This window comes from Pseudomonas cavernicola, from assembly GCF_003596405.1.
Lineage (GTDB): Bacteria > Pseudomonadota > Gammaproteobacteria > Pseudomonadales > Pseudomonadaceae > Aquipseudomonas > Aquipseudomonas cavernicola.
Genome location: NZ_QYUR01000002.1, coordinates 1248655 through 1272399, shown reverse-complemented (window position 1 = coordinate 1272399; position 23745 = coordinate 1248655). Strand labels below are relative to the sequence as shown.

At 62.4% G+C, this 23745-nt stretch carries 28 protein-coding genes; 16 read left to right on the top strand and 12 right to left on the bottom strand.

The genetic code is table 11. The annotated features are described in order from the left end of the window. Nucleotides 1–32: 32 nt before the first annotated feature. A complete protein-coding gene (locus D3879_RS06245; RefSeq protein ID WP_119953200.1) occupies nt 33–812 on the top strand; it encodes an exodeoxyribonuclease III in 780 nt (259 codons plus the stop codon). Nucleotides 813–870: 58 nt separating this feature from the next. Here the strand turns inward: D3879_RS06245 and D3879_RS06240 are convergent, their stop codons facing one another. Continuing rightward, nucleotides 871–1239 (bottom strand): DUF4870 domain-containing protein, encoded by a 369-nt coding sequence (locus tag D3879_RS06240; protein WP_119953199.1) that lies wholly within the window; start codon nt 1237–1239, stop codon nt 871–873. 27 nt (nt 1240–1266) lie between these two features. Further along, entirely contained in the window at nt 1267–1989 is a 723-nt protein-coding gene (rph, locus tag D3879_RS06235) for a ribonuclease PH (RefSeq protein WP_119953198.1), read from the bottom strand. Between the two features lie 142 nt (nt 1990–2131). Here rph and D3879_RS06230 point away from each other — a divergent pair, with 142 nt between their 5' ends. The 6 genes from D3879_RS06230 to D3879_RS06205 all read left to right on the top strand — a co-directional run bounded on the left by D3879_RS06230 (nt 2132) and on the right by D3879_RS06205 (nt 7571). After that, nucleotides 2132–2995, top strand: coding sequence for a YicC/YloC family endoribonuclease (locus D3879_RS06230; protein ID WP_119953197.1), 864 nt, complete (start codon nt 2132–2134; stop codon nt 2993–2995). A 12-nt stretch (nt 2996–3007) separates the two neighbouring features. Further along, nucleotides 3008–3628 (top strand): guanylate kinase, encoded by a 621-nt coding sequence (gene gmk, locus D3879_RS06225; RefSeq protein WP_119953196.1) that lies wholly within the window; start codon nt 3008–3010, stop codon nt 3626–3628. Between the two features lie 123 nt (nt 3629–3751). Then, nucleotides 3752–4015 carry a DNA-directed RNA polymerase subunit omega gene (rpoZ, locus tag D3879_RS06220; protein ID WP_119953195.1) on the top strand — a complete coding sequence of 88 codons (264 nt, stop codon included), beginning with the start codon at nt 3752–3754 and terminating at the stop codon, nt 4013–4015. A 57-nt stretch (nt 4016–4072) separates the two neighbouring features. Next, nucleotides 4073–6181: a bifunctional GTP diphosphokinase/guanosine-3',5'-bis pyrophosphate 3'-pyrophosphohydrolase gene (spoT, locus tag D3879_RS06215; protein ID WP_119953194.1), complete on the top strand. Its 2109-nt coding sequence runs from the start codon at nt 4073–4075 to the stop codon at nt 6179–6181. A 73-nt stretch (nt 6182–6254) separates the two neighbouring features. Continuing rightward, on the top strand, nt 6255–6635 hold the full coding sequence (locus D3879_RS06210; protein WP_119953193.1) for a RidA family protein: 381 nt from the start codon (nt 6255–6257) through the stop codon (nt 6633–6635). Nucleotides 6636–6833: 198 nt separating this feature from the next. After that, the gene (locus tag D3879_RS06205; RefSeq protein ID WP_119953192.1) at nt 6834–7571 is read left to right on the top strand and encodes a hypothetical protein; all 738 of its coding nucleotides are present in this window, start codon (nt 6834–6836) and stop codon (nt 7569–7571) included. Nucleotides 7572–7691: 120 nt separating this feature from the next. Here D3879_RS06205 and D3879_RS06200 read toward each other — a convergent pair whose 3' ends face one another. The 3 genes from D3879_RS06200 to D3879_RS06190 form a co-directional block, all read right to left on the bottom strand. Then, nucleotides 7692–8318, bottom strand: a complete 627-nt coding sequence (locus D3879_RS06200; RefSeq protein WP_119953191.1) for a LysE family translocator — start codon at nt 8316–8318, stop codon at nt 7692–7694. Nucleotides 8319–8383: 65 nt separating this feature from the next. After that, entirely contained in the window at nt 8384–9184 is an 801-nt protein-coding gene (locus D3879_RS06195) for an AraC family transcriptional regulator (RefSeq protein WP_119953190.1), read from the bottom strand. 43 nt (nt 9185–9227) lie between these two features. Next, nucleotides 9228–10094 (bottom strand): SDR family oxidoreductase, encoded by an 867-nt coding sequence (locus D3879_RS06190; protein ID WP_119954905.1) that lies wholly within the window; start codon nt 10092–10094, stop codon nt 9228–9230. 201 nt (nt 10095–10295) lie between these two features. Between D3879_RS06190 and exbB the strand changes: the two genes are divergently transcribed. The 6 genes from exbB to D3879_RS06160 all read left to right on the top strand — a co-directional run bounded on the left by exbB (nt 10296) and on the right by D3879_RS06160 (nt 17223). After that, on the top strand, nt 10296–11291 hold the full coding sequence (gene exbB, locus D3879_RS06185) for a tonB-system energizer ExbB (RefSeq protein WP_119953189.1): 996 nt from the start codon (nt 10296–10298) through the stop codon (nt 11289–11291). A 177-nt stretch (nt 11292–11468) separates the two neighbouring features. Continuing rightward, nucleotides 11469–11894: a TonB system transport protein ExbD gene (gene exbD / locus D3879_RS06180; protein ID WP_119953188.1), complete on the top strand. Its 426-nt coding sequence runs from the start codon at nt 11469–11471 to the stop codon at nt 11892–11894. Then, a complete protein-coding gene (locus D3879_RS06175; protein WP_119953187.1) occupies nt 11891–12619 on the top strand; it encodes an energy transducer TonB in 729 nt (242 codons plus the stop codon). The genes exbD and D3879_RS06175 overlap by 4 nt, the downstream gene beginning before the upstream one ends. A gap of 90 nt (nt 12620–12709) precedes the next feature. Continuing rightward, on the top strand, nt 12710–13636 hold the full coding sequence (locus D3879_RS06170; RefSeq protein WP_119953186.1) for a hydrogen peroxide-inducible genes activator: 927 nt from the start codon (nt 12710–12712) through the stop codon (nt 13634–13636). Between the two features lie 12 nt (nt 13637–13648). Next, nucleotides 13649–15724, top strand: a complete 2076-nt coding sequence (gene recG / locus D3879_RS06165; RefSeq protein WP_119953185.1) for an ATP-dependent DNA helicase RecG — start codon at nt 13649–13651, stop codon at nt 15722–15724. 89 nt (nt 15725–15813) lie between these two features. Then, nucleotides 15814–17223 (top strand): aminoacyl-tRNA deacylase and HDOD domain-containing protein, encoded by a 1410-nt coding sequence (locus tag D3879_RS06160; RefSeq protein ID WP_119953184.1) that lies wholly within the window; start codon nt 15814–15816, stop codon nt 17221–17223. Nucleotides 17224–17292: 69 nt separating this feature from the next. Here the strand turns inward: D3879_RS06160 and D3879_RS26480 are convergent, their stop codons facing one another. The 6 genes from D3879_RS26480 to D3879_RS06135 form a co-directional block, all read right to left on the bottom strand. Next, nucleotides 17293–17439 (bottom strand): hypothetical protein, encoded by a 147-nt coding sequence (locus D3879_RS26480; protein ID WP_158592067.1) that lies wholly within the window; start codon nt 17437–17439, stop codon nt 17293–17295. A 209-nt stretch (nt 17440–17648) separates the two neighbouring features. Further along, a complete protein-coding gene (locus D3879_RS06155) occupies nt 17649–18041 on the bottom strand; it encodes a helicase (protein WP_119954904.1) in 393 nt (130 codons plus the stop codon). A 122-nt stretch (nt 18042–18163) separates the two neighbouring features. Continuing rightward, nucleotides 18164–18436 (bottom strand): HU family DNA-binding protein, encoded by a 273-nt coding sequence (locus tag D3879_RS06150; RefSeq protein ID WP_119953183.1) that lies wholly within the window; start codon nt 18434–18436, stop codon nt 18164–18166. A 189-nt stretch (nt 18437–18625) separates the two neighbouring features. Beyond that, nucleotides 18626–19774 carry an NAD(P)/FAD-dependent oxidoreductase gene (locus D3879_RS06145; protein WP_119953182.1) on the bottom strand — a complete coding sequence of 383 codons (1149 nt, stop codon included), beginning with the start codon at nt 19772–19774 and terminating at the stop codon, nt 18626–18628. A gap of 207 nt (nt 19775–19981) precedes the next feature. Then, nucleotides 19982–20149 (bottom strand): rubredoxin, encoded by a 168-nt coding sequence (locus D3879_RS06140; protein ID WP_119953181.1) that lies wholly within the window; start codon nt 20147–20149, stop codon nt 19982–19984. 218 nt (nt 20150–20367) lie between these two features. Further along, on the bottom strand, nt 20368–20535 hold the full coding sequence (locus D3879_RS06135; RefSeq protein WP_119953180.1) for a rubredoxin: 168 nt from the start codon (nt 20533–20535) through the stop codon (nt 20368–20370). Between the two features lie 201 nt (nt 20536–20736). Between D3879_RS06135 and D3879_RS06130 the strand changes: the two genes are divergently transcribed. Then, nucleotides 20737–21288, top strand: a complete 552-nt coding sequence (locus D3879_RS06130) for a chorismate--pyruvate lyase family protein (protein ID WP_119953179.1) — start codon at nt 20737–20739, stop codon at nt 21286–21288. Nucleotides 21289–21465: 177 nt separating this feature from the next. After that, entirely contained in the window at nt 21466–22356 is an 891-nt protein-coding gene (ubiA, locus tag D3879_RS06125; protein ID WP_119953178.1) for a 4-hydroxybenzoate octaprenyltransferase, read from the top strand. A gap of 44 nt (nt 22357–22400) precedes the next feature. On the opposite strand, the gene D3879_RS06120 is transcribed toward ubiA, so the two are convergent. Continuing rightward, a complete protein-coding gene (locus tag D3879_RS06120) occupies nt 22401–22781 on the bottom strand; it encodes a COG4315 family predicted lipoprotein (RefSeq protein ID WP_119953177.1) in 381 nt (126 codons plus the stop codon). A gap of 270 nt (nt 22782–23051) precedes the next feature. Between D3879_RS06120 and phoB the strand changes: the two genes are divergently transcribed. Continuing rightward, on the top strand, nt 23052–23741 hold the full coding sequence (gene phoB, locus D3879_RS06115) for a phosphate regulon transcriptional regulator PhoB (protein ID WP_119953176.1): 690 nt from the start codon (nt 23052–23054) through the stop codon (nt 23739–23741). Nucleotides 23742–23745: the final 4 nt, after the last annotated feature.

The following is a 23745-nucleotide window of genomic DNA, read 5'->3' as shown; positions in this document are numbered from 1 at the left end:
ATCATACACGCACGTGTTTTTGGGGGCCATTTATGCGGATCATCAGTGTGAACGTGAATGGTATTCAGGCTGCAGTCGAGCGCGGTTTGCTCAGTTGGCTGCAGGCTCAGAATGCCGACGTCATCTGCCTGCAGGACACCCGTGCCTCCGCCTTTGAACTGGACGACCCAGCCCTCCAACTGGATGGCTATTTCCTCTATGCCTGCGATGCTGAAGTGCCCGACCAAGGTGGTGTGGCACTCTATTCGCGGTTGCAACCCAAGGCGGTGATCAGCGGACTCGGTTTCGAGACAGCCGATCGCTACGGGCGCTACCTGCAGGCCGATTTCGACAAAGTGAGTATCGCCACCCTACTGCTGCCTTCGGGACAGAGCGGTGACGAGAACTTGAACCAGAAATTCAAGTTTATGGACGATTTCACCCACTACCTGGACAAGCAACGTCGCAAGCGCCGCGAGTACATCTACTGCGGCTCACTCTACGTTGCCCACCAGAAACTGGATGTGAAGAACTGGCGCGACTGCCAGCAGGAGCCGGGCTTTCTCGCGCCGGAACGGGCGTGGATGGACGAAGTCGTCGGCACCATGGGTTACGTCGATGCGCTACGCGAAGTGAACCGCGAGGGCGACCAATTCAGTTGGTGGCCGAACAGCGAACAGGCCGAGATGCTCAACTTAGGCTACCGCTTCGACTATCAACTGCTGACACCCGGCCTGCGCCGCTTTGTCCGCGGCGCCCGCCTACCACGCCAGCCACGCTTCTCCCAGCATGCTCCGCTGATCGTTGACTATGACTGGACGCTGAGCGTCTAAGCCAAAACGCAGAAACAAAAATGCCGGCATTGCGCCGGCTTTTTAGTTTCTGCTCGCCTTACTTCAACAACCGCCAGCAGAATGGGTAGCGATAGGCCTGACCTTCGTTGGCCTTGATCCCCGCGATGATGGTCAGCACCAGCGCACCGATGCCGAGCAACCCCAGCAAGGCGAAACCGATCACCACCAACATCAGCAGAATGCACACCACCGCTGCAAGCGCCACGGTGATCTGGAAGTTCAGCGCTTCCTTGCCCTGGGCATCGACAAAAGGATCGAGATCCTTCTTGATCTGCCAGACGATCAGCGGACCCAGTAGATTGCCGAAGGGAAACACCAACCCGAGAAAAGCCGCGAAGTGGCAGAACATCGCCCACTGACGCACTTCTTGGCTGGGTGCCGGCACTGGAGCCTGGTTCTCGTTCATGCTGTTCCTCCTTGGATAGCCGGGAAATTAGTCAGCCAACGCCGCGCGCTGCAGTTCGAACAACTCGGCCATGCCTTTCTGCGCCAGAGCCAGCATGGCATTCAGCTCGGCCGGCTGGAAAGGTGCGCCTTCCGCAGTGCCCTGCACCTCGATGAAACCACCTTCACTGGTCATCACCACATTCAAGTCGGTTTCCGCGGCAGAGTCTTCCAGGTAATCCAGATCCAGCACCGGTTCGCCCTGATACATACCGACAGAGACCGCTGCAATCATCTGCTTCAGCGGATCGCCACCTTTCAAGCCGCCGCGTTTCTTGATGACTTTCAGCGCATCGACCAGCGCAACCATGGCGCCGGTGATCGACGCAGTACGCGTACCACCGTCGGCCTGGATCACGTCGCAGTCGACATACAGGGTGTTTTCACCCAGCTTGGACATATCCAGTGCAGCGCGCAGCGAACGGCCGATCAGGCGCTGGATTTCCAGGGTCCGCCCGCCTTGCTTGCCACGGCTGGCTTCACGCTGATTACGTTCGCCGGTAGCGCGCGGCAACATGCCGTACTCGGCGGTCAACCAACCTTGGCCTTGGCCCTTGAGAAAGCGCGGTACTCCCGACTCGACGCTGACCGTGCAGATCACTTTGGTGTCACCGAACTCCACCAGCACCGAGCCCTCGGCGTGTTTGGTGTAGTTACGGGTGATGCGGATCGGGCGCAGCTGGTCGGCGGCACGGCCACTGGGACGTTTCATTTGGGAATACCTATTCGGGACGGAAATCTGCTCGGCATTATAGGGCCGCACAGCCGGGTCGACACGCCAAATTGGGAGCTGCCCGCGCACTGCGCTACAATCCTGCGCCTTTCGTATCGTATTAATCTCGCGAGGTCACCCCATGGTGCACAGCATGACCGCCTTCGCCCGCATCGAACGGGCCAGTGCCAACGGCACGCTGAGCTGGGAACTGCGCTCGGTCAACCACCGCTACCTGGAGCCGCAGCTGCGCCTGCCGGAATCCTTCCGCGACCTTGAAGGCGCGGTACGCGAAGCCCTGCGCCAAGGCCTGTCACGCGGCAAAGTGGAATGCACCCTGCGCTTTGCCGAAGAAACCGCCGGCAAACCGCTGCAAGTGGATCGCGAGCGCGCGGCTCAGTTGGTCGCCGCCGCAGAAAGCGTGGCCAGCCTGATCAAACAACCGGCACCACTCAATCCACTGGAAGTCCTGGCCTGGCCAGGCGTGCTAGTTGCCGACGCCACCGACCCACAAGCCCTCAATAATGCAGCCCTGGAGCTGTTCACCCACGCCCTGAGCGAGCTGAAAAATGGCCGCGAGCGCGAAGGCGCCGAATTGGCCAAGCTGCTCAATGAGCGCCTGGACAACATCACCGACGAAGTCAGCGCCCTGCGCGAGCTGATCCCGCAGATGCTCGCCGCACAGCGGCAAAAAATCCTCGACCGCTGCGCCGAGATGCAAGCCGAACTGGATCCGCAGCGCCTGGAGCAAGAACTGGTACTGCTTGCGCAAAAAAGCGACGTCGCCGAAGAACTGGATCGCCTGAGCACCCACGTAACCGAGGTACGGCGCGTGCTGAAAGCCGGTGGCGCAGCGGGCCGGCGCCTGGATTTTCTCATGCAGGAACTCAATCGCGAGGCCAACACTCTTGGCTCCAAGGCCTTTGATACGCGCAGTACGCAGGCGGCGGTGAACCTCAAGGTGCTGATCGAACAAATGCGCGAACAAGTACAGAACATCGAGTAAGGCGAACCCGACATGCACGCCACCACCGGCACCCTCTACATCATTTCCGCGCCCTCCGGGGCCGGCAAGACCAGCCTGGTCAAAGCCCTGATCGACGCCCAGACGCAGATTCGCGTCTCCGTTTCGCACACCACCCGCGGCATGCGTCCGGGTGAAACGGATGGGCTCAACTATCACTTCGTCAGTCGTGACAGCTTTCTACAAATGCTCGAGCGCAACGAGTTTCTTGAGCACGCGGAAGTCTTCGGCAACCTCTACGGCACCTCGCAGCGCTGGTTGGAAAAGACCCTCGCCGAAGGTTTCGACCTGATTCTGGAAATCGACTGGCAGGGCGCGCAGCAAGTACGCAAGCTGATGCCGCAAGCCAAGTCGATCTTCATCCTGCCGCCCAGCCAGGAAGCCCTGCGCCAGCGCCTGAACAACCGCGGCCAGGACAGCGATGCGATCATCGAACAGCGCATGCGTGAAGCGGTCAGCGAAATGAGCCACTATGTCGAGTATGACTATCTGGTGATTAACGATGACTTCGCCACTGCACTGGACGATCTGAAGGCGATTTTCCGCGCCAATCAGCTCCAACAACTGCAGCAACAGCAACGCTTCAGCGATCTGCTCAGCCAGTTGCTCGCCTAGCCCGGACGAAGCGCCGAAAAAATCTGCGCTTCCCTAAAGGCTGGTTATTTTTTAGACTATCCAGTCCGCTCGCCCATCTGGGCACAGTTTTTCGCTCTTATATACGTCGCTACGAGGAATACCATGGCTCGCGTTACCGTTGAAGATTGCCTGGACAACGTCGATAACCGCTTCGAGCTGGTCATGCTCGCTACCAAGCGCTCTCGCCAGCTGGCTACCGGTGGCAAAGAACCCAAGGTAGCTTGGGAAAACGACAAGCCGACCGTGGTCGCCTTGCGCGAAATCGCTGCCGGCCTGATCGATTACAACGTGATCGCCGAGGAAGAAATCGTCGATGACGAGCCGCTGTTCGGTTCTTTCGAGGACGAGGCCAACGAGGCCCTGTAAGCCTATGCCTGGTCGAAGTCACACGGCGCGGGAACCCAGCCGGCAAGGAGTAAAACCTTGCCGAGCATAGACGCCCTCGCCGATCGGCTTTCGACCTACCTCGGCGCCGAGCAGGTCAATCTGGTACGCCGCGCTTATTTCTACGCCGAACAAGCCCACGACGGCCAACGCCGCCGTAGCGGCGAAGCCTACGTCACCCATCCCCTGGCTGTGGCGAATATCCTCGCAGACATGCACATGGATCATCAGAGCCTGATGGCCGCGATGCTGCATGACGTGATCGAAGATACCGGCATCGCCAAAGAAGCGCTGACTGCGCAATTCGGCGAAACCGTCGCCGAACTGGTCGACGGGGTCAGCAAACTGACCCAGATGAACTTCGAGACCAAGGCCGAGGCGCAAGCGGAAAACTTCCAGAAAATGGCCATGGCCATGGCCCGCGATATCCGCGTGATCCTGGTCAAACTGGCCGACCGCCTGCACAACATGCGTACCCTGGAAGTGCTGGCTGGCGAAAAACGCCGACGCATCGCCAAGGAAACCCTGGAAATCTACGCGCCAATCGCTAACCGGCTAGGCATGCACAGCATGCGCGTGGAATTCGAGGAGCTGGGTTTCAAGGCCATGCACCCGATGCGTTCCGAGCGCATCCGCCAGGCGGTCAAACGCGCCCGCGGTAACCGCAAGGAAATCGTCAACAAGATCGAAGAGTCGCTAACCCATTGCCTGGCCCGCGAAGGCATGGAAGGCGAGGTGATCGGCCGCGAGAAACACCTGTACGGCATCTACCAGAAGATGCGCGGCAAGCGCCGGGCGTTCAACGAGATCATGGACGTCTACGCCTTCCGCATCATCGTCGACAAGGTCGATACCTGTTACCGCGTACTCGGCGCCGTACACAATCTCTACAAGCCGCTGCCGGGACGCTTCAAAGATTACATCGCGATTCCCAAGGCCAACGGCTACCAGTCGCTGCACACCACCCTGTTCGGCATGCACGGCGTGCCCATCGAGATCCAGATCCGCACCCGCGATATGGAAGAGATGGCCAACAACGGCATCGCCGCCCATTGGCTGTATAAATCCAGTGAAGAAGACCAGCCCAAAGGCACTCACGCCCGCGCCCGCCAGTGGGTCAAGGGCGTGCTGGAAATGCAGCAACGTGCCGGCAACTCCCTGGAATTCATCGAGAGCGTGAAGATCGACCTGTTCCCCGATGAGGTCTACGTCTTCACGCCCAAGGGCCGGATCATGGAGATGCCGAAAGGCTCGACCGCGGTCGACTTCGCCTATGCCGTACATACCGACGTCGGTAATTCGTGCATCGCCTGCCGGATCAATCGGCGTCTGGCGCCCTTGTCAGAGCCGTTGCAAAGTGGCGCCACGGTGGAAATCGTCACCGCGCCGGGTGCGCGGCCGAACCCAGCCTGGCTCAATTTTGTCGTCACCGGCAAGGCCCGCACCCATATCCGCCATGCGCTGAAACTGCAACGCCGCTCGGAGTCGATCAGCCTCGGCGAGCGGCTGTTGAACAAGGTCCTGGCCGGCTTCAACAGCCATCTGGACAAGCTTCCAACGGAGCAGGTGCGAGTAGTGCTCGGCGAGTATCGCCTGGAGCTTATCGAAGACCTGCTGGAAGACATTGGCCTGGGTAACCGTATGGCCTATGTGGTCGCCCGCCGTTTGTTGGCCAGCGAGGGCGAACAACTGCCGAGCGCCGAAGGCCCACTGGCGATTCGCGGGACCGAAGGCCTGGTGCTGAGCTACGCCAAGTGCTGCACGCCGATCCCTGGCGACCCGATCGTCGGTCACCTGTCCGCAGGTAAAGGCATGGTGGTGCATCTGGACAACTGCAAGAACATCAGCGAAATCCGCCACAACCCGGAAAAGTGCATTCAACTGTCCTGGGCCAAGGATGTGGTCGGCGAGTTCAACGTCGAGCTGCGCATCGAACTGGAGCACCAGCGCGGCTTGATCGCCCTGCTGGCCAGCAGCGTCAACGCCGCCGACGGCAACATCGAAAAAATCAGCATGGATGAGCGCGATGGGCGCATTAGCGTGGTTCAGTTGGTCGTCAGCGTGCACGACCGCGTCCACTTGGCCCGCGTGATCAAAAAGCTGCGCGCCCTGAAAGGGGTGGTGCACATCTCCCGCGTGCGTGCGTAGAGCAGATCCCACGGCAGCTGACGCATGGCGTTGGCCGCCCTAGCTAAAACAAAAGAACCGCAAGGAGTTTTTCATGAGCAAGAGCGTTATCACTTCCGAGCAGGCCCCGGCCGCTATCGGCACCTACTCCCAGGCTATCAAGGCCGGTAACACCGTCTACATGTCCGGGCAGATCCCGCTCGACCCGAAGACCATGGAGCTGGTGGAAGGCTTTGAAGCGCAGACCGTGCAGGTGTTCGAGAACCTTAAAGCCGTGGCTGAAGCCGCTGGTGGTTCGTTCAAAGACATCGTCAAGCTGAACATCTTCCTCACCGACCTGTCGCACTTCGCCAAGGTCAACGAGGTCATGGGCCGCTACTTCCAGCAGCCCTACCCGGCGCGCGCCGCCATCGGCGTAGCCGCTCTGCCGCGCGGTGCCCAGGTGGAAATGGACGCTATTCTAGTCATCGAGTAAGCCACTGAAGGGGGCCCGTCCAGGCTGTGTGAAAACGTAGCGAGCGAAGGTTAGGCAAGGCAAAAACAGGCGAGAAAGCGCAGTTTACGTGTTGTAAATGAGCATTTTGAGCCTGCTTTTAACGCCGTATAACCGAGCGCAGTAGTTTTCACACAGCCTGAGCCGCCCCGTTCTCCCGCCCCAGGAAAGGAATCTGCCATGCGCAATGCGCTCGCCCTGTTACTGCTGGCAACCTGGCTGAGCGGCTGCACCAGTCAAGCCAACCGCGACCCTAGTGGGATCTGGATCAACCAGGCCGCGATCGATGCCGCGGCGCAAGGTGGCAGCCTGCGCGAAGCCCTGGAGGCCTACGGCCCCAATTTGGAATGGCGTATCGACGGCCCACGCCAATTGGCGAGCTTCACCAATGGTTTCGAGTTGGATGAAGGCCAATTGGTCGCCGAACCCGATGCTCGCTGGCGGGTGGATTTCTACGGCGATTACCACCAGCAGTTGCGCTTGAAAGGCGATCAACTGCTACAGGAAGAAAGCGAGTCGGGCCCCGAGCAACGCTTTGACCGCCCGACAGTCAAGGTAGCGGTGGGTGCCCCGCCCGGCAGCAGCTTCGAACAAACCCTCTACGCCGCCTACCTTGGCGGCACCTGGAAGATCAAACAAGGCACCGGCACCGGCGGCTTGGTGCTGTTCCACCCGGACGGCAAAGTCGAAGGCTTACCCGGCGCGGAGCGTTACGCGCTGTGCCTGGCCGGCGACTGCGCAGCCATGAGCGGCGAGTACGACAGCCTCTGGTTGCAACTCGGCGAGCAGGGCAACAGCTGGATCTTCAAGCGCGATGGCGAGCAATTGGAAATCTTCGAAGCACTCAACCGCGCCCAGGCTGACGAGATGCCGGACTACACGCCCGGCAAACCACGTTGGTTGCTGGGGCGTGATTAGCACAAACCCGAGCGCCACTATCGGCTTCTTTGTCGACACGGTAGGCTGGGTAGAGCGCAGCGAAACCCAGCAGGGTATGAGCTGGGTTTCGCTGCGCTCTACCCAGCCTACAGATGCTCGTTAAGACCGCGATAGCGCGCCGAGCAGCAGGTAAACGCCCAGGATCAGCAACAACCCACCGCAGAGCCGATCCAGCAGCCCTACCCGCCGCTGCAACCAGCTTCGCCAGCGCGGTTGGCTGAGCAAACGCACTAAGGCTAGATCCCAACCTAGCACCACCGCGCCCATCCACAGCATGCACAGCGCCAGTTCCCAACCTGGCATGGCCGCTTCACGCAGCACACCGAACAACCCCGCATAGAAGATCGGCAACTTGGGATTCAAGCTGCTGGCCAGCAGGCCTTGAGCCAAACCGACGCGCCAGCGACCGAGCACCTCCGACCCGTGCTCCGGTAACACCAACTGGCGATGCGCGCTAAACGCCTGCACGCCAAGCCCGACGAAGTAAGCGCCACCGCAGCCCTGCAACAATCGCCAAACCCAGCCCCCTTCAGCCGGCAGCAGACTCAGCGTCAGCCATACCAACAGCATGCTGAACAGATTGGCCAGGGCGATGCCTGCCGCACAGCCGTCTGCTTGCCGACGCCCCCGCAGCAAGGCCGTGCGCAGCAGCAGAAAAAAATCCGGCCCCGGTGATAACAACGCCGCGAAGTGAGTGCTGGCAACCAGCAGAAAAAGCGCAACCATGACCGCCTCCAATGAACTCGGCGGCCAGTCTGTCGCGCCATCGGCGCAGCGGTCTTGGAGAAAACTCAGGTGCGCGCGGCAGCGCGAAAACGTCCAGGCGTCACGCCGGTAAAGCGTTTGAAGGTGCCGCAGAAATGCGCCTGATCATAGAAACCCAGCTGCAGCGCCAACTCGGCCAACTCGACCTCACCCAGCAACAGGCGCTTGGCCTCACGGATCCGACGTTGCAGCAGGTAGGTATGCGGCGGCACCCCATAGACGCGGCGAAAGGCCTCGATCAGATGCCGTGGGTGGCGCTCGCTCAGGGTCGCCAAGTGCTCCAGGTTGACCGCCTCACGGTAATGCGCTTCCAAGTAATCGCGCAGCCGCGCCGTGCTACCACCATCGCGCGGCGCTGTAGGCAGCGGGCGCATACCTCCGTGGCGGACGAACACCAGCTCCAACAGCGTCAGCAACTGGCTCTCCAAGGCCAATGCGTCCGACCGCTCGAATTCAACCGCCAGCCGCGCCAGTTCCGCCGCCACAGCGCCGTCATCCGCCGGATTGAGTTGATGGAAGCCGCGCGGCAAGCGCTTGCGGCCGAGCAACGTCGGCAGCCGCGCCTCCTCGACATAGAGCATGTGGTAGACCAGCCGTGGCGACTCGGCATGCCCAGTGTGCGGCTCTTGCGGATTCATCAGCGATAGCGTGCCGGCCGGCAACGCATGCCGGGCGCCCTGACACTGGTAACCGCCGACTCCCTGCAAAATCGCACCGATCGCGAACGCGTCATGGCTGTGACGGCCAAACGGCTGCCCGGAGAAGTCCGCCTGGAACAGCTCCACGCCCGACAACCAGGGCTGCACCAGCAGGCGATTGGCATCCATGCTCAGGCTCTGTTGACGTAAGCGAGCACGCCGCGTTGCTGCGTCAACAGAGCCTCGGCCCGGCCAACACTGCGGCATAACCTTCGCGATAGCTCGGGTACTGCGGCGCCCATCCCAGCGCGCGGGCACGGGCATTGCTGCAGCGCTTGCTGCCAGCACGCCGTACCGTCGCCTCTGCAGACCATTGAGTGACGCCCAGATACTCACGCAGCCAGGCCACCACTTCCGCCAACGCTGCCGGAGCGTCGTCGACCCCCAGGTAACACTCCTGCAACGCCACACCGCGGGCATCTGCCTGCAGCAGGAAGGCCAACAGCCCGGCGGCATCGTCGACATGAATGCGGTTGGCATACAGCGGCGGCTCAACCGCCACCCGATAGCCTTGCCGCACCTGCGTCAGCAGCCACTCGCGGCCCGGCCCATAGAGGCCGGTCAAGCGCACCAGGCTCGCCGCAATCCCGCTGTGCAGCGCCAGCTGTTCGGCTTCGCGCATCACCTGTCCGGAAAAACTCATGGCTTCAGCCGGAGAGCTCTCATCGATCCATTCGCCCTGCTGCTGGCCATACACACCGCTACTGGAGACAAACAGCAAGCGCTTCGGCGTTTGCCCGTGCTGCGTCAGCCAGCCCAGTACATGTCGCAGACCCTCGACATACGCCACGCGATAGCCCGCCTCATCGGCCCGGGTGGCCGCGGCGCTATAGACCAGATAATCCAGACCGCCGGTCGGCCAGGCCACGGGCGACTCGCTGTGTTCCAAATCACCCGCCACCGGCAGGACACCCGCCGGCAACGCAGCGACATTGCGACGCAGACCATAGACGGTCCAAGCGCTCGCCAGCAGTCGCTCGGCGAGACGGCCGCCCACATCGCCACAACCGGCAATCAACACAGAGGGCGTATCAGCCATCATGGATGCTCCACTGAAAAGCTCGCAGCCTAGCGCCGCAAGAGCCACGGGCAAAGCCTTCGCCCGAGAAAGATAAACACGAAAGAGACGGTATCACTTTTGTTAACAAGAATTACTTGCAATAATGCGCCCCCATTTTGGACGCCTCCGCAAGCGCATCCATGGACAAGCCGTTTTTTCTTTCTCTCAGGTCCGGCCAGCATGAATCCTATCCCATCCAGCACGCAGCCAACCCGCCTTCCCAACCTGCCACGCGCCTGGCGTAGCCTCGCCGCATTGCTGTTCAGCCTGTTGCTGGCGCCCAGCGTGGCCTTTGCCGAAGAGCCCGCCGCCAGCCCCGCAGCCCAGGCCAACACGCCCGCCAGCGCGGCAATGGCAGTTGCCAACGCGGCGAAGCCGGAGCTCAGCCCGGAGGCCGCCGCCGCACTGGAAAAGCTCGAAGGGGCAGTCGAAACACTCGCGGCGGAGCAGGCCGTCGAAGAGGCGGAACAGGCTCTGGCGAGTGATCTGTCGCCCTGGGGCATGTACCAGAACGCCGATATCATCGTGAAGATCGTGATGATCGGCCTGGCCCTGGCTTCGGTGATCACCTGGACCATCTGGATTGCCAAGGGCTTTGAGCTGCTCGGCGCCAAACGTCGCCTGCGTACCGAACTAACCACGCTGAAACAGACCCGCTCGCTGCAAGAGGCCGGCGAACAGGTCCGCAAGACCGGCAGCCTGTCGCACCTGCTGGTGCAGGATGCGCTCGAGGAAATGCGCCTGTCGGCCAACACCCGCGAGAAGGAAGGCATCAAGGAGCGCGTCAGCTTCCGCCTGGAACGTCTGGTCGCTGCTTGCGGCCGGCAGATGAGCCAAGGCACCGGGGTGCTCGCCACCATCGGTTCGACCGCACCGTTCGTCGGCCTGTTCGGCACCGTCTGGGGCATCATGAACAGCTTTATCGGCATCGCCAAATCGCAAACCACCAACCTCGCAGTGGTCGCTCCCGGCATCGCCGAAGCCCTACTGGCCACCGCGCTGGGCCTGGTCGCGGCGATTCCGGCGGTGGTCATCTACAACGTCTTTGCCCGCTCGATCGCCGGCTACAAGGCCCAAGTCGCGGACGCCTCGGCGCAAGTCCTGCTGCTGGTCAGCCGCGATCTCGACCACCTGCCGGCTGAACGCAGCCAGCCACACGTGGTGAAAGTGGGGTAAGGCTCTGTTGAAATTTAATGACGAACCGCGTTGTCGCCTGAAGGGACGGGCCTGCTGTTGCGCAGGGCTGCGTTACTCGTCGTTCATTTGGAACAACCAAATCACACTCCTCGCGCCTTGCCCTGCGCAACAGCAGGCTCCGTCGCGGCTGTCATTAAACCTCAACAGAGCCTGTATATGGGACTTCATTTGAATGATGGCGGTGATGATCTCGTCGAAGCGCATGAGATCAACGTAACGCCTTTTATCGACGTCATGCTGGTGCTGTTGATCATCTTCATGGTCGCGGCGCCTTTGGCCACCGTCGACATCAAGGTCGATTTGCCCGCTTCCAGCGCCGAACCGCAGCCACGGCCGGACAAGCCGGTATACCTGACGGTCAAGGAAGACCAGAGCCTGTTCCTCGGCGATCAGCAGATCAACCGTGAGCAGCTCGCACAGGCGCTGGATCAGCAAACCGCGGCGAAGAAAGACACCACCATCTTCTTCCGCGCCGACAAGGGCGTGGATTACGCCGACCTGATGGACGTGATGAACGCCTTGCGCGCGGCCGGTTATCTCAAAGTCGGCCTGGTCGGGCTTGAGGCGGTCGGGCAGAAATGACCCAGACCCGCCACAAACTGTCGAGTTGGGCCATCAGTCTGCTGCTGGTCCTTGGTCTGCATATCGGCCTGGGTGTCTGGGCGCTGTATTGGCGCGCGGAAGCCGTGGCGGTCGAATTGCCGCCACCGGCGATGCTGCTCGAGTTGGCGCCGCTGCCGGAAGTCGCTCCGCCACCACCCGCGCCTGCGCAAATCGTGCAGCCGGAGCCGGAACCGCAGCCCGAGGTAATCGAAGCGCCGAAACCCAAGCTGGTGGTTGAAAAACCCAAGCCAAAACCCAAACCCAAGCCGCCGCAAAAACCTGTAGAACCGCCCAAGCCACAGGAAAAGCCGGTCGAACAGGCTAAGCCGCAGGAGCGCCCCTCGCCGCCAACCGCCCCCGCTGCTCCAGCAGCCCCGCAGCCGAGCAGCACGAGTGCGCCCTCTGAAGCCAAGGTGACCTGGCAGAGCAAGCTGCTCAGCCATCTAGCCCGCTATAAGCGTTATCCCGACGACGCCCGCCGGCGTGGCTTCGAAGGCACCAGTCGAATCCGCTTCAGTGTCGATCACGAAGGCAAGGTCCTCAGCGTTTCGCTGGCCGGCACTTCTGGCAGCGCCTCGCTGGATCGCGCCACCCTGGCGATGATCAGGCGTGCCCAACCCCTGCCAAAACCGCCGGCGGAACTGCTGAACGGCGGCAGCGTGGAGGTCGTGGCGCCCTTCGTCTACTCCCTGGATCGCCGCTAAGCCGACCTGCGCCCGGCACAAGAGTACAGGCCTGGTTGGTTCCATTGAGTGCAGCCGCTATGCTTGGGCGCACTTCAATGGAAAAACACTATGACCCTCACCGAACTGCGCTACATCGTCACCCTGGCTCAAGAGCAGCATTTCGGGCGTGCGGCCGAGCGTTGCCATGTCAGCCAGCCGACCCTTTCGGTCGGGGTGAAAAAACTCGAAGACGAACTCGGCGTGCTGATCTTCGAGCGCAGTAAGAGCGCAGTCCGCTTGACCCCGGTCGGTGAAGGCATCGTCACCCAGGCGCAAAAAGTCCTGGAGCAGGCGCAAGGCATCCGCGAACTGGCGCAGGCCGGCAAGAACCAACTGGCCGCACCGCTCAAGGTCGGCGCCATCTACACCGTCGGCCCTTACCTGTTTCCCCATCTGATCCCGCAGCTGCACCGCGTCGCGCCACAGATGCCGCTGTATATCGAAGAAAATTTCACCCACGTGCTGCGCGACAAACTGCGCAACGGCGAACTGGACGCGGTCATCATCGCGCTGCCCTTCCAGGAAGCCGACGTGCTGACCAAAGTGCTGTATGACGAACCGTTCTATGTGCTGCTACCCAACGGCCACGCATGGGCGGCGAAGAAAACCATCGACGCCGAACAGCTCAACGACAAGAGCCTGCTGCTGCTGGGTGAGGGTCATTGTTTCCGCGATCAGGTGCTGGAAGCCTGCCCGACCCTGCGCAAGGGCGGCGAAGAGCACGCCAAGCACACCACGGTGGAATCCAGCTCGCTGGAAACCATTCGGCACATGGTCGCCTCCGGCATGGGTATCTCGATCCTGCCGTTCTCCGCAGTGGACAGCCATCACTACGCCCCCGGCGTATTCGAAGTGCGCCCGCTAACCCCGCCAGTGCCGTTTCGCACGGTGGCCATTGCCTGGCGCGCGAGCTTCCCGCGGCCGCGGGCGATCGAGGTGCTGGCCGACTCGATCCGCCTGTGCTCGGTCGCACGGCCGCTGGCCCAAGAAGCTTAAGGCACAGCCGCTATGACTGAACTGGCAGCGGTTTCCGTTACCGCTCTGAAGGGCGTAGGAGCAGCCTTGGCGGAAAAGCTCGCCCGCGTCGGCCTGGAAACCCTGCAAGATGTGCTGTTCCACCTGCCGCTACGCTACCAGGATCGCACCCGCATCATCCCGATCGGCGCCCTGCGCCCTGGTCAGGATGCGGTGATCGAAGGCGTCGTGGCCGGCGCCGATGTGCTGATGGGCAAGCGCCGTAGCCTGTTGGTGCGCCTGCAAGACGGCAGCGGCACCTTGAGCCTGCGCTTCTACCACTTCAGCCAGGCGCAGAAAGACGGCCTCAAGCGCGGCACCCAGCTGCGTTGCTACGGCGAAGCCCGGCCGGGAGCCTCGGGACTGGAGATTTATCACCCGGAATACCGCTCGCTGAATGGCCATGAACCGATCCCGGTGGAGCAGACGCTGACCCCGATCTACCCGACCACCGAGGGGCTGACGCAACAGCGCCTGCGTCAGCTCAGCGAACAGGCCCTGGCGCGGCTCGGCCCGCATAGCCTGCCGGACTGGCTACCCGCCGAACTGGCGCGCGACTACCAGCTCGGCCCGCTGGACGAGGCAATCCGTTACCTGCACCGGCCACCGGCGGACGCCAATCTGGAGGAACTGGCCGAGGGCCGGCATTGGGCCCAGCATCGCCTGGCCTTCGAAGAGTTATTGACTCACCAACTGTCGCTGCAGCGCCTGCGCGAAAGCCTGCGCGCACAAGAAGCGCCGCAACTGCCGAAGGCGCGCCGACTGCCCACGCAGTTCCTCGCCAACCTGGGCTTTCAGCCAACCGGCGCGCAACAACGGGTCGGCGCCGAAATCGCCTACGACCTAAGCCAGCCCGAACCGATGCTGCGCCTGGTGCAAGGCGACGTTGGCGCCGGCAAGACGGTGGTCGCCGCCCTCGCCGCCCTGCAAGCGCTGGAGGCCGGCTATCAAGTCGCGCTGATGGCGCCGACCGAGATTCTCGCCGAGCAGCACTTCATCAACTTCCAGCGCTGGCTGACGCCGCTCGGTCTCGACGTAGCCTGGCTGGCCGGCAAGCTCAAGGGCAAGGCCCGCGCTAGCGCGCTGGAGCAGATCGCCAATGGCACGCCGATGGTGGTCGGCACCCACGCACTGTTTCAGGATGAAGTGCAGTTCAAGCGCCTGGCCCTGGTGGTGATCGACGAGCAGCACCGTTTCGGCGTGCAGCAGCGCCTGGCCCTGCGCAAGAAGGGCGTCGAGGGGCGTCTCTGCCCGCACCAACTGATCATGACCGCCACGCCGATTCCGCGAACCCTGGCGATGAGCGCCTATGCCGACCTGGACACCTCGATCCTCGACGAGCTGCCGCCCGGCCGCACCCCGGTCAACACCGTGCTGGTGGCCGACAGCCGGCGCTTCGAAGTGATCGAGCGAGTCCGCTCGGCCTGCCACGAGGGGCGCCAGGCCTATTGGGTCTGCACGCTGATCGAGGAATCCGAGGAGTTGACCTGCCAAGCCGCCGAGACCACCTTCGAGGATCTCTCTGCCGCCCTCGGCGGCCTGCATGTCGGGCTGATTCACGGGCGCATGAAGCCGGCGGAAAAGGCCGCCGTGATGGCCCAGTTCAAAAAGGGCCAGTTGCAATTGTTGGTCGCGACCACGGTGATCGAAGTCGGCGTCGACGTGCCGAATGCCAGCCTGATGATCATCGAAAACCCCGAACGCCTCGGCCTGGCCCAGCTGCATCAGCTGCGCGGGCGGGTTGGCCGTGGCAGCGCCGCCAGCCACTGCGTGCTGCTCTACCATCCACCACTGTCGCAACTCGGCCGTGAACGCCTGGGCATCATGCGCGAGACCTGCGATGGCTTCTTGATCGCCGAGAAAGACCTGGAGCTACGCGGTCCCGGAGAAATGCTCGGCACCCGACAGACCGGCTTACTGCAGTTCAAGGTCGCCGACCTGATGCGCGATGCGGACTTGTTGCCAGCCGTTCGCGATGCCGCACAAGCCCTACTGGCGCGCTGGCCGCAGCATGTCAGCCCACTGCTGGAACGCTGGTTACGGCACGGCCAACAATACGGTCAAGTGTGACCCAGCGCACAGGCGCCGGTCGGCTGACCCGTCAGTCACCACGCCCGCTGGTTATACTCGGGCAGAAATTCTTCCGCCGGATCCCGCTCATGACTGAAGTAGCCTTCGCCACCGACACCTCGCCGCAACCGCCGGCGGTGATTCTTCAGCTGCTGGAAAAGCTCGGCATACCCTACCAGGTGCGCAACAAGCAGTCTGGGCTAGCGCCCGCGCAACGGGTGCAGGCGGTGCTGCTCGACGATGCCATCGGCGCCCTGCTGGTGCTCTACCCGCAGAGCCAACTGCTCGACCTCGATCGGCTGGCGGAACTGACCGGGCGCAAACTCGCCGCGGTCAAACCCGAGCGTCAGGAGCGCATGTTGGCCAAGCACGACCTCGGCGTGTTCCCGGCGCTGCCGCCGCTGACCAGTTCACCCTGCCTGTATGACGACCGCCTACTGCAAGAGCCCCAGCTGCTGATCGAGTCCGGCCAGCCCGGCGTGCTCCTGGAGATCCCTCGCGAAGCCTTCAAAAGCCTGCTGAGCAAGGCCAGCGCAGCACGTTTCGGCGAGCCGCTGAGCAGCATTCGGCCCAACCTCGATCGCCCGGACGACGACCGCGCGGAAATCACCCAGGCGGTGCAGGCCTTCACCGCGCGGCGGATTCAGCAGCGTCTCGAGGAAACCATCGAGATCCCACCGCTGCCGGAAACCGCGCAGAAGATCATCAAGCTGCGCGTCGATCCGGACGCCACCGTCGATGACATCACCGGCGTAGTGGAAACCGACCCGGCACTGGCCGCACAGGTCGTCAGCTGGGCCGCTTCGCCCTATTACGCGGCGCCAGGCAAGATTCGCTCGGTGGAAGATGCCATCGTGCGCGTGCTCGGCTTCGATCTGGTGATCAACCTCGCCCTCGGCCTGGCGCTGGGTAAAACCCTGAGCCTGCCGAAGGATCAGCCACAACACGCCACCCCGTACTGGCAGCAAGCGATCTACACCGCGGCGGTGATCGAAGGCCTGACCCGCGCCATACCGCGCGCACAACGCCCGGAAGCCGGTCTGACCTACCTTGCCGGCTTGCTGCACAACTTCGGCTATCTGGTACTGGCGCATGTGTTCCCGCCGCACTTCTCGCTGATCTGCCGACACCTGGAGGTCAATCCGCACCTCAGCCACAGCTATATAGAGCAGCACCTGCTGGGGATTAGCCGGGAACAGATCGGCGCCTGGTTGATGCGTTACTGGGATATGCCGGAAGAACTGGCCAGCGCGCTGCGCTTCCAGCACGACCCGGACTACCAGGGCGCGCATGCCGCTTACCCGAATCTGGTCTGTCTGGCCGTCAGTTTGCTGCGTAACCGTGGCATCGGCTCTGGACCGCAAAGCGTAATCCCACAAGCGCTATTCGAGCGCCTGGGGCTGACGCGTGACAAAGCCGAGGATGCGGTAAGCAAGGTACTGGAAGCCGAAGTGGCACTGCGTGAATTGGCTCTGCAGTTCCACCACCCGCTGCACTGACACCGACTCTGCGCAAGCAAAACACCCCACGGGGCCTAATGAGGCCCCGTGGGGTGTTTATGCAGCTAGCTATTTCAAGGCCGCCCGCCGCGCGGCGAAAACTTCCGGCAGTGCCTGTACCGTCGCCTGGAGCAAGAGGCTGACCGGCGCCTGCTCATAGAGCACGGGGTAATCGGCCAATTGCTCGCTGGGCATCTGCCGGTAGGCGTAGAGCATGAATGACTCTACCGCCTCCGCGCTGGAGACCCGCAAGGGCTCGACTTCGGCGGCGGTCCGGCCTGCTTGAGCTGGCTGGCATCCAGCTTAGTCGCTATCGCTGAGGCAACTCCAAGCTCAGCAGATCGGCCGCAAAAGCCTGTTCCACCTCGGCCTGCTGCGCTTTTGGCAAGCCGCGCTGAATCAGCGGCAACGCGGCAGAGCGAGAGTCAGGCGGCTTTTTTCTCTGCGGGTTTTTTCTTTGGCATCAAGTACTTGGTCAGACCCTGGAACCAGATCACCAGCGCCGGGTTGCCCTGGATCTCGATGTCTTTGTTCTGAATGCCTTGCATAAAGGCCAACTGCTTGTTCTTTGCGCTCATGGTTGCGAAGCCATAGGCCGCATCTTTAAAGCCCAGGGCGAAATCCGGCTGGGCAACGCTGCCACGCTGGCTGACCACCCGCTGATTCTTGACGATGAAATGCCGGGCGATCTTGCCATCCAGAGTATGCAGCTGGAACACCAGATCGCGGTCAAGCAGTTGCTGCTGGAACGCGGGATTGCCACGACTGGCCTTGGCCATCAGGCGGCCCAGCATCCAGAGGAGAAAGCGGAATTTCATGCGCACGGCCTCGGGGAAAGTGAAACGGCGGCGCATTGTAGCGGTTTGTCGCGAGGACTACAGCCAGCCTTTCGCTGGGTCTGAGGCGCGCCCGGAGCCAGTTAGCTCCGGGCGTCCAAGGCTCAGTTCACGGCGTCTTTCAGGGACTTGCCCGGTTTGAAAGCGACGGTGTTGCTGGCTTTGATCTTCACCGGCTCGCCGGTTTGTGGGTTTTTCCCTGTGCGGGCGCCACGGTGGCGTTGCACAAAAGTGCCGAAACCGACCAGGGTCACGCTGTCCTTACGGTTCAGCGCGCCAGTGATTTCTTCAAGCACGGCATTGAGTACACGATTGGCCTGATCTTTAGTGAGATCGGTATTTTCCGCGATGGCGGCGGCGAGTTCCGGTTTACGCATAGAAAGCCCCTTTGACGGTTTGTTGTTGTTGTGTCCGTGCTGCCCTTCCAGAACAGCGCCCAAGGCGCCGCAACAGCTCTGCGCTGCGGCAGACCCGAGGGAGAATGGCACGCCGTTAGGACCTGCGCCAGTCACGTCCGACAATTTTCCGGGGCAACTTCGTGACTGATCCGACAGAACAGAGGACATTCACGCCAAGAGAGCCGGAAGTTCCTTATTCAACGCCAGTTTTTCCTGCACGGCAGTGCCGGTCAGCGCATAGCCCAGCAAGCGACCCGTCGCATCGCGGCACAGCGCTTTGATATCGGCACCATTGCCCTCCACCGTCCATTCCCCATCCAAACCACGCGGCGGCGGCGAGACCACCAGTGGGCAGGCCGGCGTTTTCACCAGCACCGGCATGGGCCCATAGCTGACCGCGGTCGGCTTGCCCGCAAGGGTTTGCGCCAGGGCTCGCGCGCAGCTCATCAACGGCATCACATAGAGCAGGTTGAGGCCATCGACCTCGGCGCAATCGCCGAGCGCGAAGATATTCGCGTGGGAAGTCTGCAGCTGACGGTTCACCACCACACCGCGATTGACCGCCAGTCCGGCCGCCGCCGCCAGGTCGACCCGCGGACGCAGGCCGACGGCCGAGACCACCACATCGCACTGCAGCCGCGTGCCATCGGACAGATGGGCATCGAGACCCTCCGCCGTGCGCTGCAGACTGACCAGTACCGGGCCGAGGTGAAAGCGCGCACCGAGCCCTTCCAGGCCGGCCTGTACCGCGGTCGCCGCGGCCGGGTGCAGCAACCCCGGCATCACCTGCTCACAGGGCGCCACCAGTTCAACCGCATAGCCGCCGAGACTGAGGTCGTTGGCAAACTCGCAACCGATCAGACCGGCACCGAGCAGCAACACCCGACGTTTGCCCGCTGCCGCCGCGCGGAAACGCGCGTAGTCCTCCAGATCGTTGATCGGGAAAATCGCGTCCTGAGCATCGCCTGCCACCGGCACCCGAATGGTTTCCGCGCCCCAGGCCAGCACCAGATCGCGGTAAGCCACGGCCTCTTCGCCGATCCACAGGCGTTTATGGCCGGGGTCGATGCCGGTGATTCGGGTATGGGTGCGGATCTCGGCCTTGAGCTGATCGGCCATGGCGCCTGGCTCGGCCATGCTCAGGCCGTCGGCGTCCTTGTTCCTGCCGAAGCCGGTGGAAAGCATCGGCTTGGAATAGGAGCGGCCGTCATCGGCGGTAATCAGCAGCAGCGGTGTTTCACCATCGAGCTTGCGAAATTCTTTGGCCAGGTTGTAACCGGCCAGGCCGGTGCCGACGATCACCACAGGTGCACTCATCACTCACTCCTAAGACTGCAACGACGCGATGACCCGGAAGCCAACGCGGAGAATTAAAACTACCAACAGGTATGTTGAATAAAGCAGCGTAAGTGCAGGAACGGTCAGGCGAAAAGTACTGAGGACGCGGCGCTTGCAGGGGTCACAAGCCATACGCAGCGCTGTACGACGCAACCTGTCCCTCCGCCGCAGTATTTAAACTACCTGCTAGTTGATTTCGATCATCTCGAAATCTATCTTGCCGACGCCACAGTCCGGGCACAGCCAATCCGGTGGAATGTCTTCCCAGCGCGTCCCTGGGGCTATGCCCTCTTCCGGCAGCCCCTCAGCTTCGTCGTAGATAAAGCCGCACACCACACATTGCCACTTGCGCATCGCTCGCCTCCGCCGTGCGGAACGTCGTTTTTGACCCTACCGCAATTGCCCGCTGCCGCCAATGCCCAGGAACCCTGGCCCGACATAGGATAGGTCGCGCGCGCCGCCCCGACCGGCGAGAGCTTTCGCTCAATTTGGCTAAGGCCAAAAATGACAACGGCGACCAAAGGTCGCCGTTGCACTGAATGTTTCCAGCCCTGAAGGCGTGGAAGGCTCGATCAAGCGATTTCGATCATCTCGAAGTCCAGCTTGCCCACGCCACAATCCGGGCACAGCCAGTCTTCCGGAACATCCTGCCACGGGGTTCCGGCGACAATGCCTTCATCCGGCCAACCCAGGCTTTCATCGTAAATCAGGCCACAGACCACACACTGCCACTTCTTCATCAGCTACTACCTCAACTCTTCAGGCGTTCTTGGCGCGGCGGTCGATGGTTAGAAAAATGCCGGCCGGCTCTGGGCGCTTTGTACTGATCGACACGCCAGTACGCAAGTGCCATCGGGCAGTTCCGACCTTTGGCTGGGGCGCAGCCGGGCCTGGCAAACATGCTAAGCTCGCCGCCTCGACTGCCGCAGATACCTGTTCCAGTGCCGCACGCCGCCCTCGCTCACCCCCCCCGCTGGCTGACCGCCACGCAGCTGCACCCCGCGCCCGCGGCCGTGTTGCGTGATTGGTTGTTCGATCAAGGCTCGCTGACCCGGCGGCTGACTGCCCTCTCCGCCGAAGCGTTCAGCGTTACCCCGCTGGCGGAAGGTTGGCAGACGCTGCGCAACGACGAGTGTACCGCACTGCAGGTGCCGGCCGGCAGCCAAGGCTGGGTGCGCGAGGTGTATTTGCGCGGTCACGGCCAACCCTGGGTCTTCGCCCGTAGCGTGGCGGCGCGCAGCAGTTTGGAAGGCTCCGGGCTGGCGTTGCGTGAACTGGGTAGCCGCTCCCTCGGCGAATTGCTGTTCAGCGACCGCGCCTTCGCCCGTGGCGCCATCGAAGTCAGCCGTTACCCCGCCGCCTGGCTACCCGTGGCAGTCCGCGCCGAGCGCCTGTGGGCCCGCCGCTCCAGCTTCAGCCGTGGCGGATTGGCGGTGCTGGTGGCGGAAGTCTTTCTACCCACGCTTTGGGTTGCAGCCGACGTCGAGGCTTGAAGGTCGGAGCGACATCGCGCGAATGGTGGGTTACGGCGCGTCGCACTTTTCGGCATAGCGCTCTTGTTAACGTGCGCGCCTAACCCACCCTACTGGCGGAAGTCTTTCTACCGACCTTGTGGCAACAGGCGCAAATCCACACCGTATAATCCGCGCAGTTTGCCCGGAGAGCCGTCGATGTACGTCAACTTGCTGAAATCGCTCAATCACCTGCATCCCCGCGCCTGGGATTTTGTCCAACTGATGCGCATGGAAAAACCCATCGGCATCTACCTGCTGCTGTGGCCAACCCTTTGGGCGCTCTGGGTCGCGGCCAAAGGTGTGCCGTCACTGAGCAATCTGCTGATCTTCGTGCTGGGTGTGATCCTGATGCGCGCCGCCGGTTGCGTGATCAACGACTATGCCGACCGCAACTTCGACGGTCACGTCAAACGGACCCGTGAACGCCCGCTGGCCAGTGGCAAAATCGCGCCCCGCGAAGCGCTGGTGCTATTTGCCGTGCTGCTGGTGCTGAGCTTCGCGCTGGTGCTCTGCACCAATGCCACGACGGTCTGGTTGTCCTTCGGCGGGCTGGCGTTGGCCGCCTGCTACCCCTTTATGAAGCGCTATACCTTCTACCCGCAGGTGGTGCTCGGCGCGGCGTTCTCCTGGGGGATGCCCATGGCCTTTACCGCCGAGACCGGCGCGCTGCCGGCTGCCGCCTGGCTGCTGTATCTCGGCAATCTGCTGTGGACGGTAGCCTACGACACCTATTATGCGATGGCCGACCGCGATGACGACTTGCAGATCGGAGTGAAGTCCACCGCCATTCTGTTCGGCGACGCCGACCGCCTGATCATCGCCACGCTACAGGGGCTGGCCCTGCTCTGCCTGCTGCTGGCCGGGGCGCGTTTTGCACTGGGCGGGTATTTCCACCTCGGGCTGGGCGTGGCGGCGCTGTGCTTTGCCTGGCAATTTTACAGCACCCGCGCGCGTGAGCCGCAGGCCTGCCTGGCGGCTTTTCTACACAACCACTGGGCCGGGCTGGCGATTTTCCTCGGTATCGTCGCCGACTACGCGTTGCGCTAACCCCAGCCTGCCACGCCAAGGCGTGGCAGGCTGGGGGATCGATCTCATTCCGGCTTGGCCACGTGCCAGACGCCCCCCTTGCCGTCACCGACCATATCGCCGGCCTTTTTGTCCTGAATAAAGGTGTACAGCGGTTTGCCGTAATAAGCCCATTGCATCGTGCCATCGTCGCGCTTGACCACGGTCCAATCGTCATCGGCCTTCGCGCCAGCCTCCGCCATCAGCGGTGGCCAGTTCGTTGCGCATGAGTCGTTGCAGTTGGACTTACCCATGGCGTCCTTATCGTAGGTGTAAAGCGTCATGCCTTTGCTGTCGACCAACATACCGTCCTTCTCCATTGCCGGCTCTGCCGCATGGACGAGTCCTGACAACGCCAGTGCAGCGCCCGCGAGCAGCGCCATCATGGTGGGGGAAGTTCTCATCATGTATCTCCTCTAAGTGGGCTGAGACGACCAGGCAGCCAATTGTGGCCACGGCCGGACAGCCTCGACAAATAAGCAGGTAGAGCCATGAAAGCCCTGTGTGTGCCAGGTTTTCTACGCCAGGCTCCAAGCGTCCAGCCGAGCGCCGGACACCGCGTTGAGCATAGACGAGCCAGGCGCAGGCAAAGCCGCTAACATCGGCCTGTCACACCGCTGCAATAATTCCGTTATCTAATGCGGCGCAAGACAGCTAAACGAGCCGAGGCTTGACCCATGGTTGGCAAGAACATCCTGATCGTTGACGACGAAGCGCCGATCCGCGAAATGATCGCGGTCGCCCTGGAAATGGCCGGCTACGAGTGCCTGGAAGCGGAAAACACCCAGCAAGCCCACGCCATCATCGTCGACCGCAAACCCGATTTGATCCTGCTCGACTGGATGCTGCCCGGCACCTCTGGTATCGAACTGGCGCGGCGGCTGAAGCGTGACGAGCTGACCGGCGGTATCCCGATCATCATGCTCACCGCCAAGGGCGAAGAGGACAACAAGATCCAGGGCCTGGAAGTCGGCGCCGACGACTACATCACCAAACCGTTCTCGCCGCGCGAACTGGTCGCCCGGCTCAAGGCGGTGCTGCGCCGTGCCGGGCCCAGCGATGGTGAAGCACCGATCGAAGTCGGCGGCCTACTGCTCGACCCGATCAGCCACCGCGTGACCATCGACGGCAAGCCGGCCGAGATGGGGCCCACCGAATATCGCCTGTTGCAGTTCTTCATGACCCACCAGGAGCGCGCCTACACTCGCGGCCAATTGCTCGACCAGGTCTGGGGCGGCAACGTGTATGTCGAAGAGCGCACCGTTGACGTACATATCCGCCGCCTGCGCAAGGCGCTCGGTGAGGTGTATGAGAATTTGGTGCAAACCGTACGTGGCACCGGCTATCGTTTCTCCACCAAAAGCTAGCGCC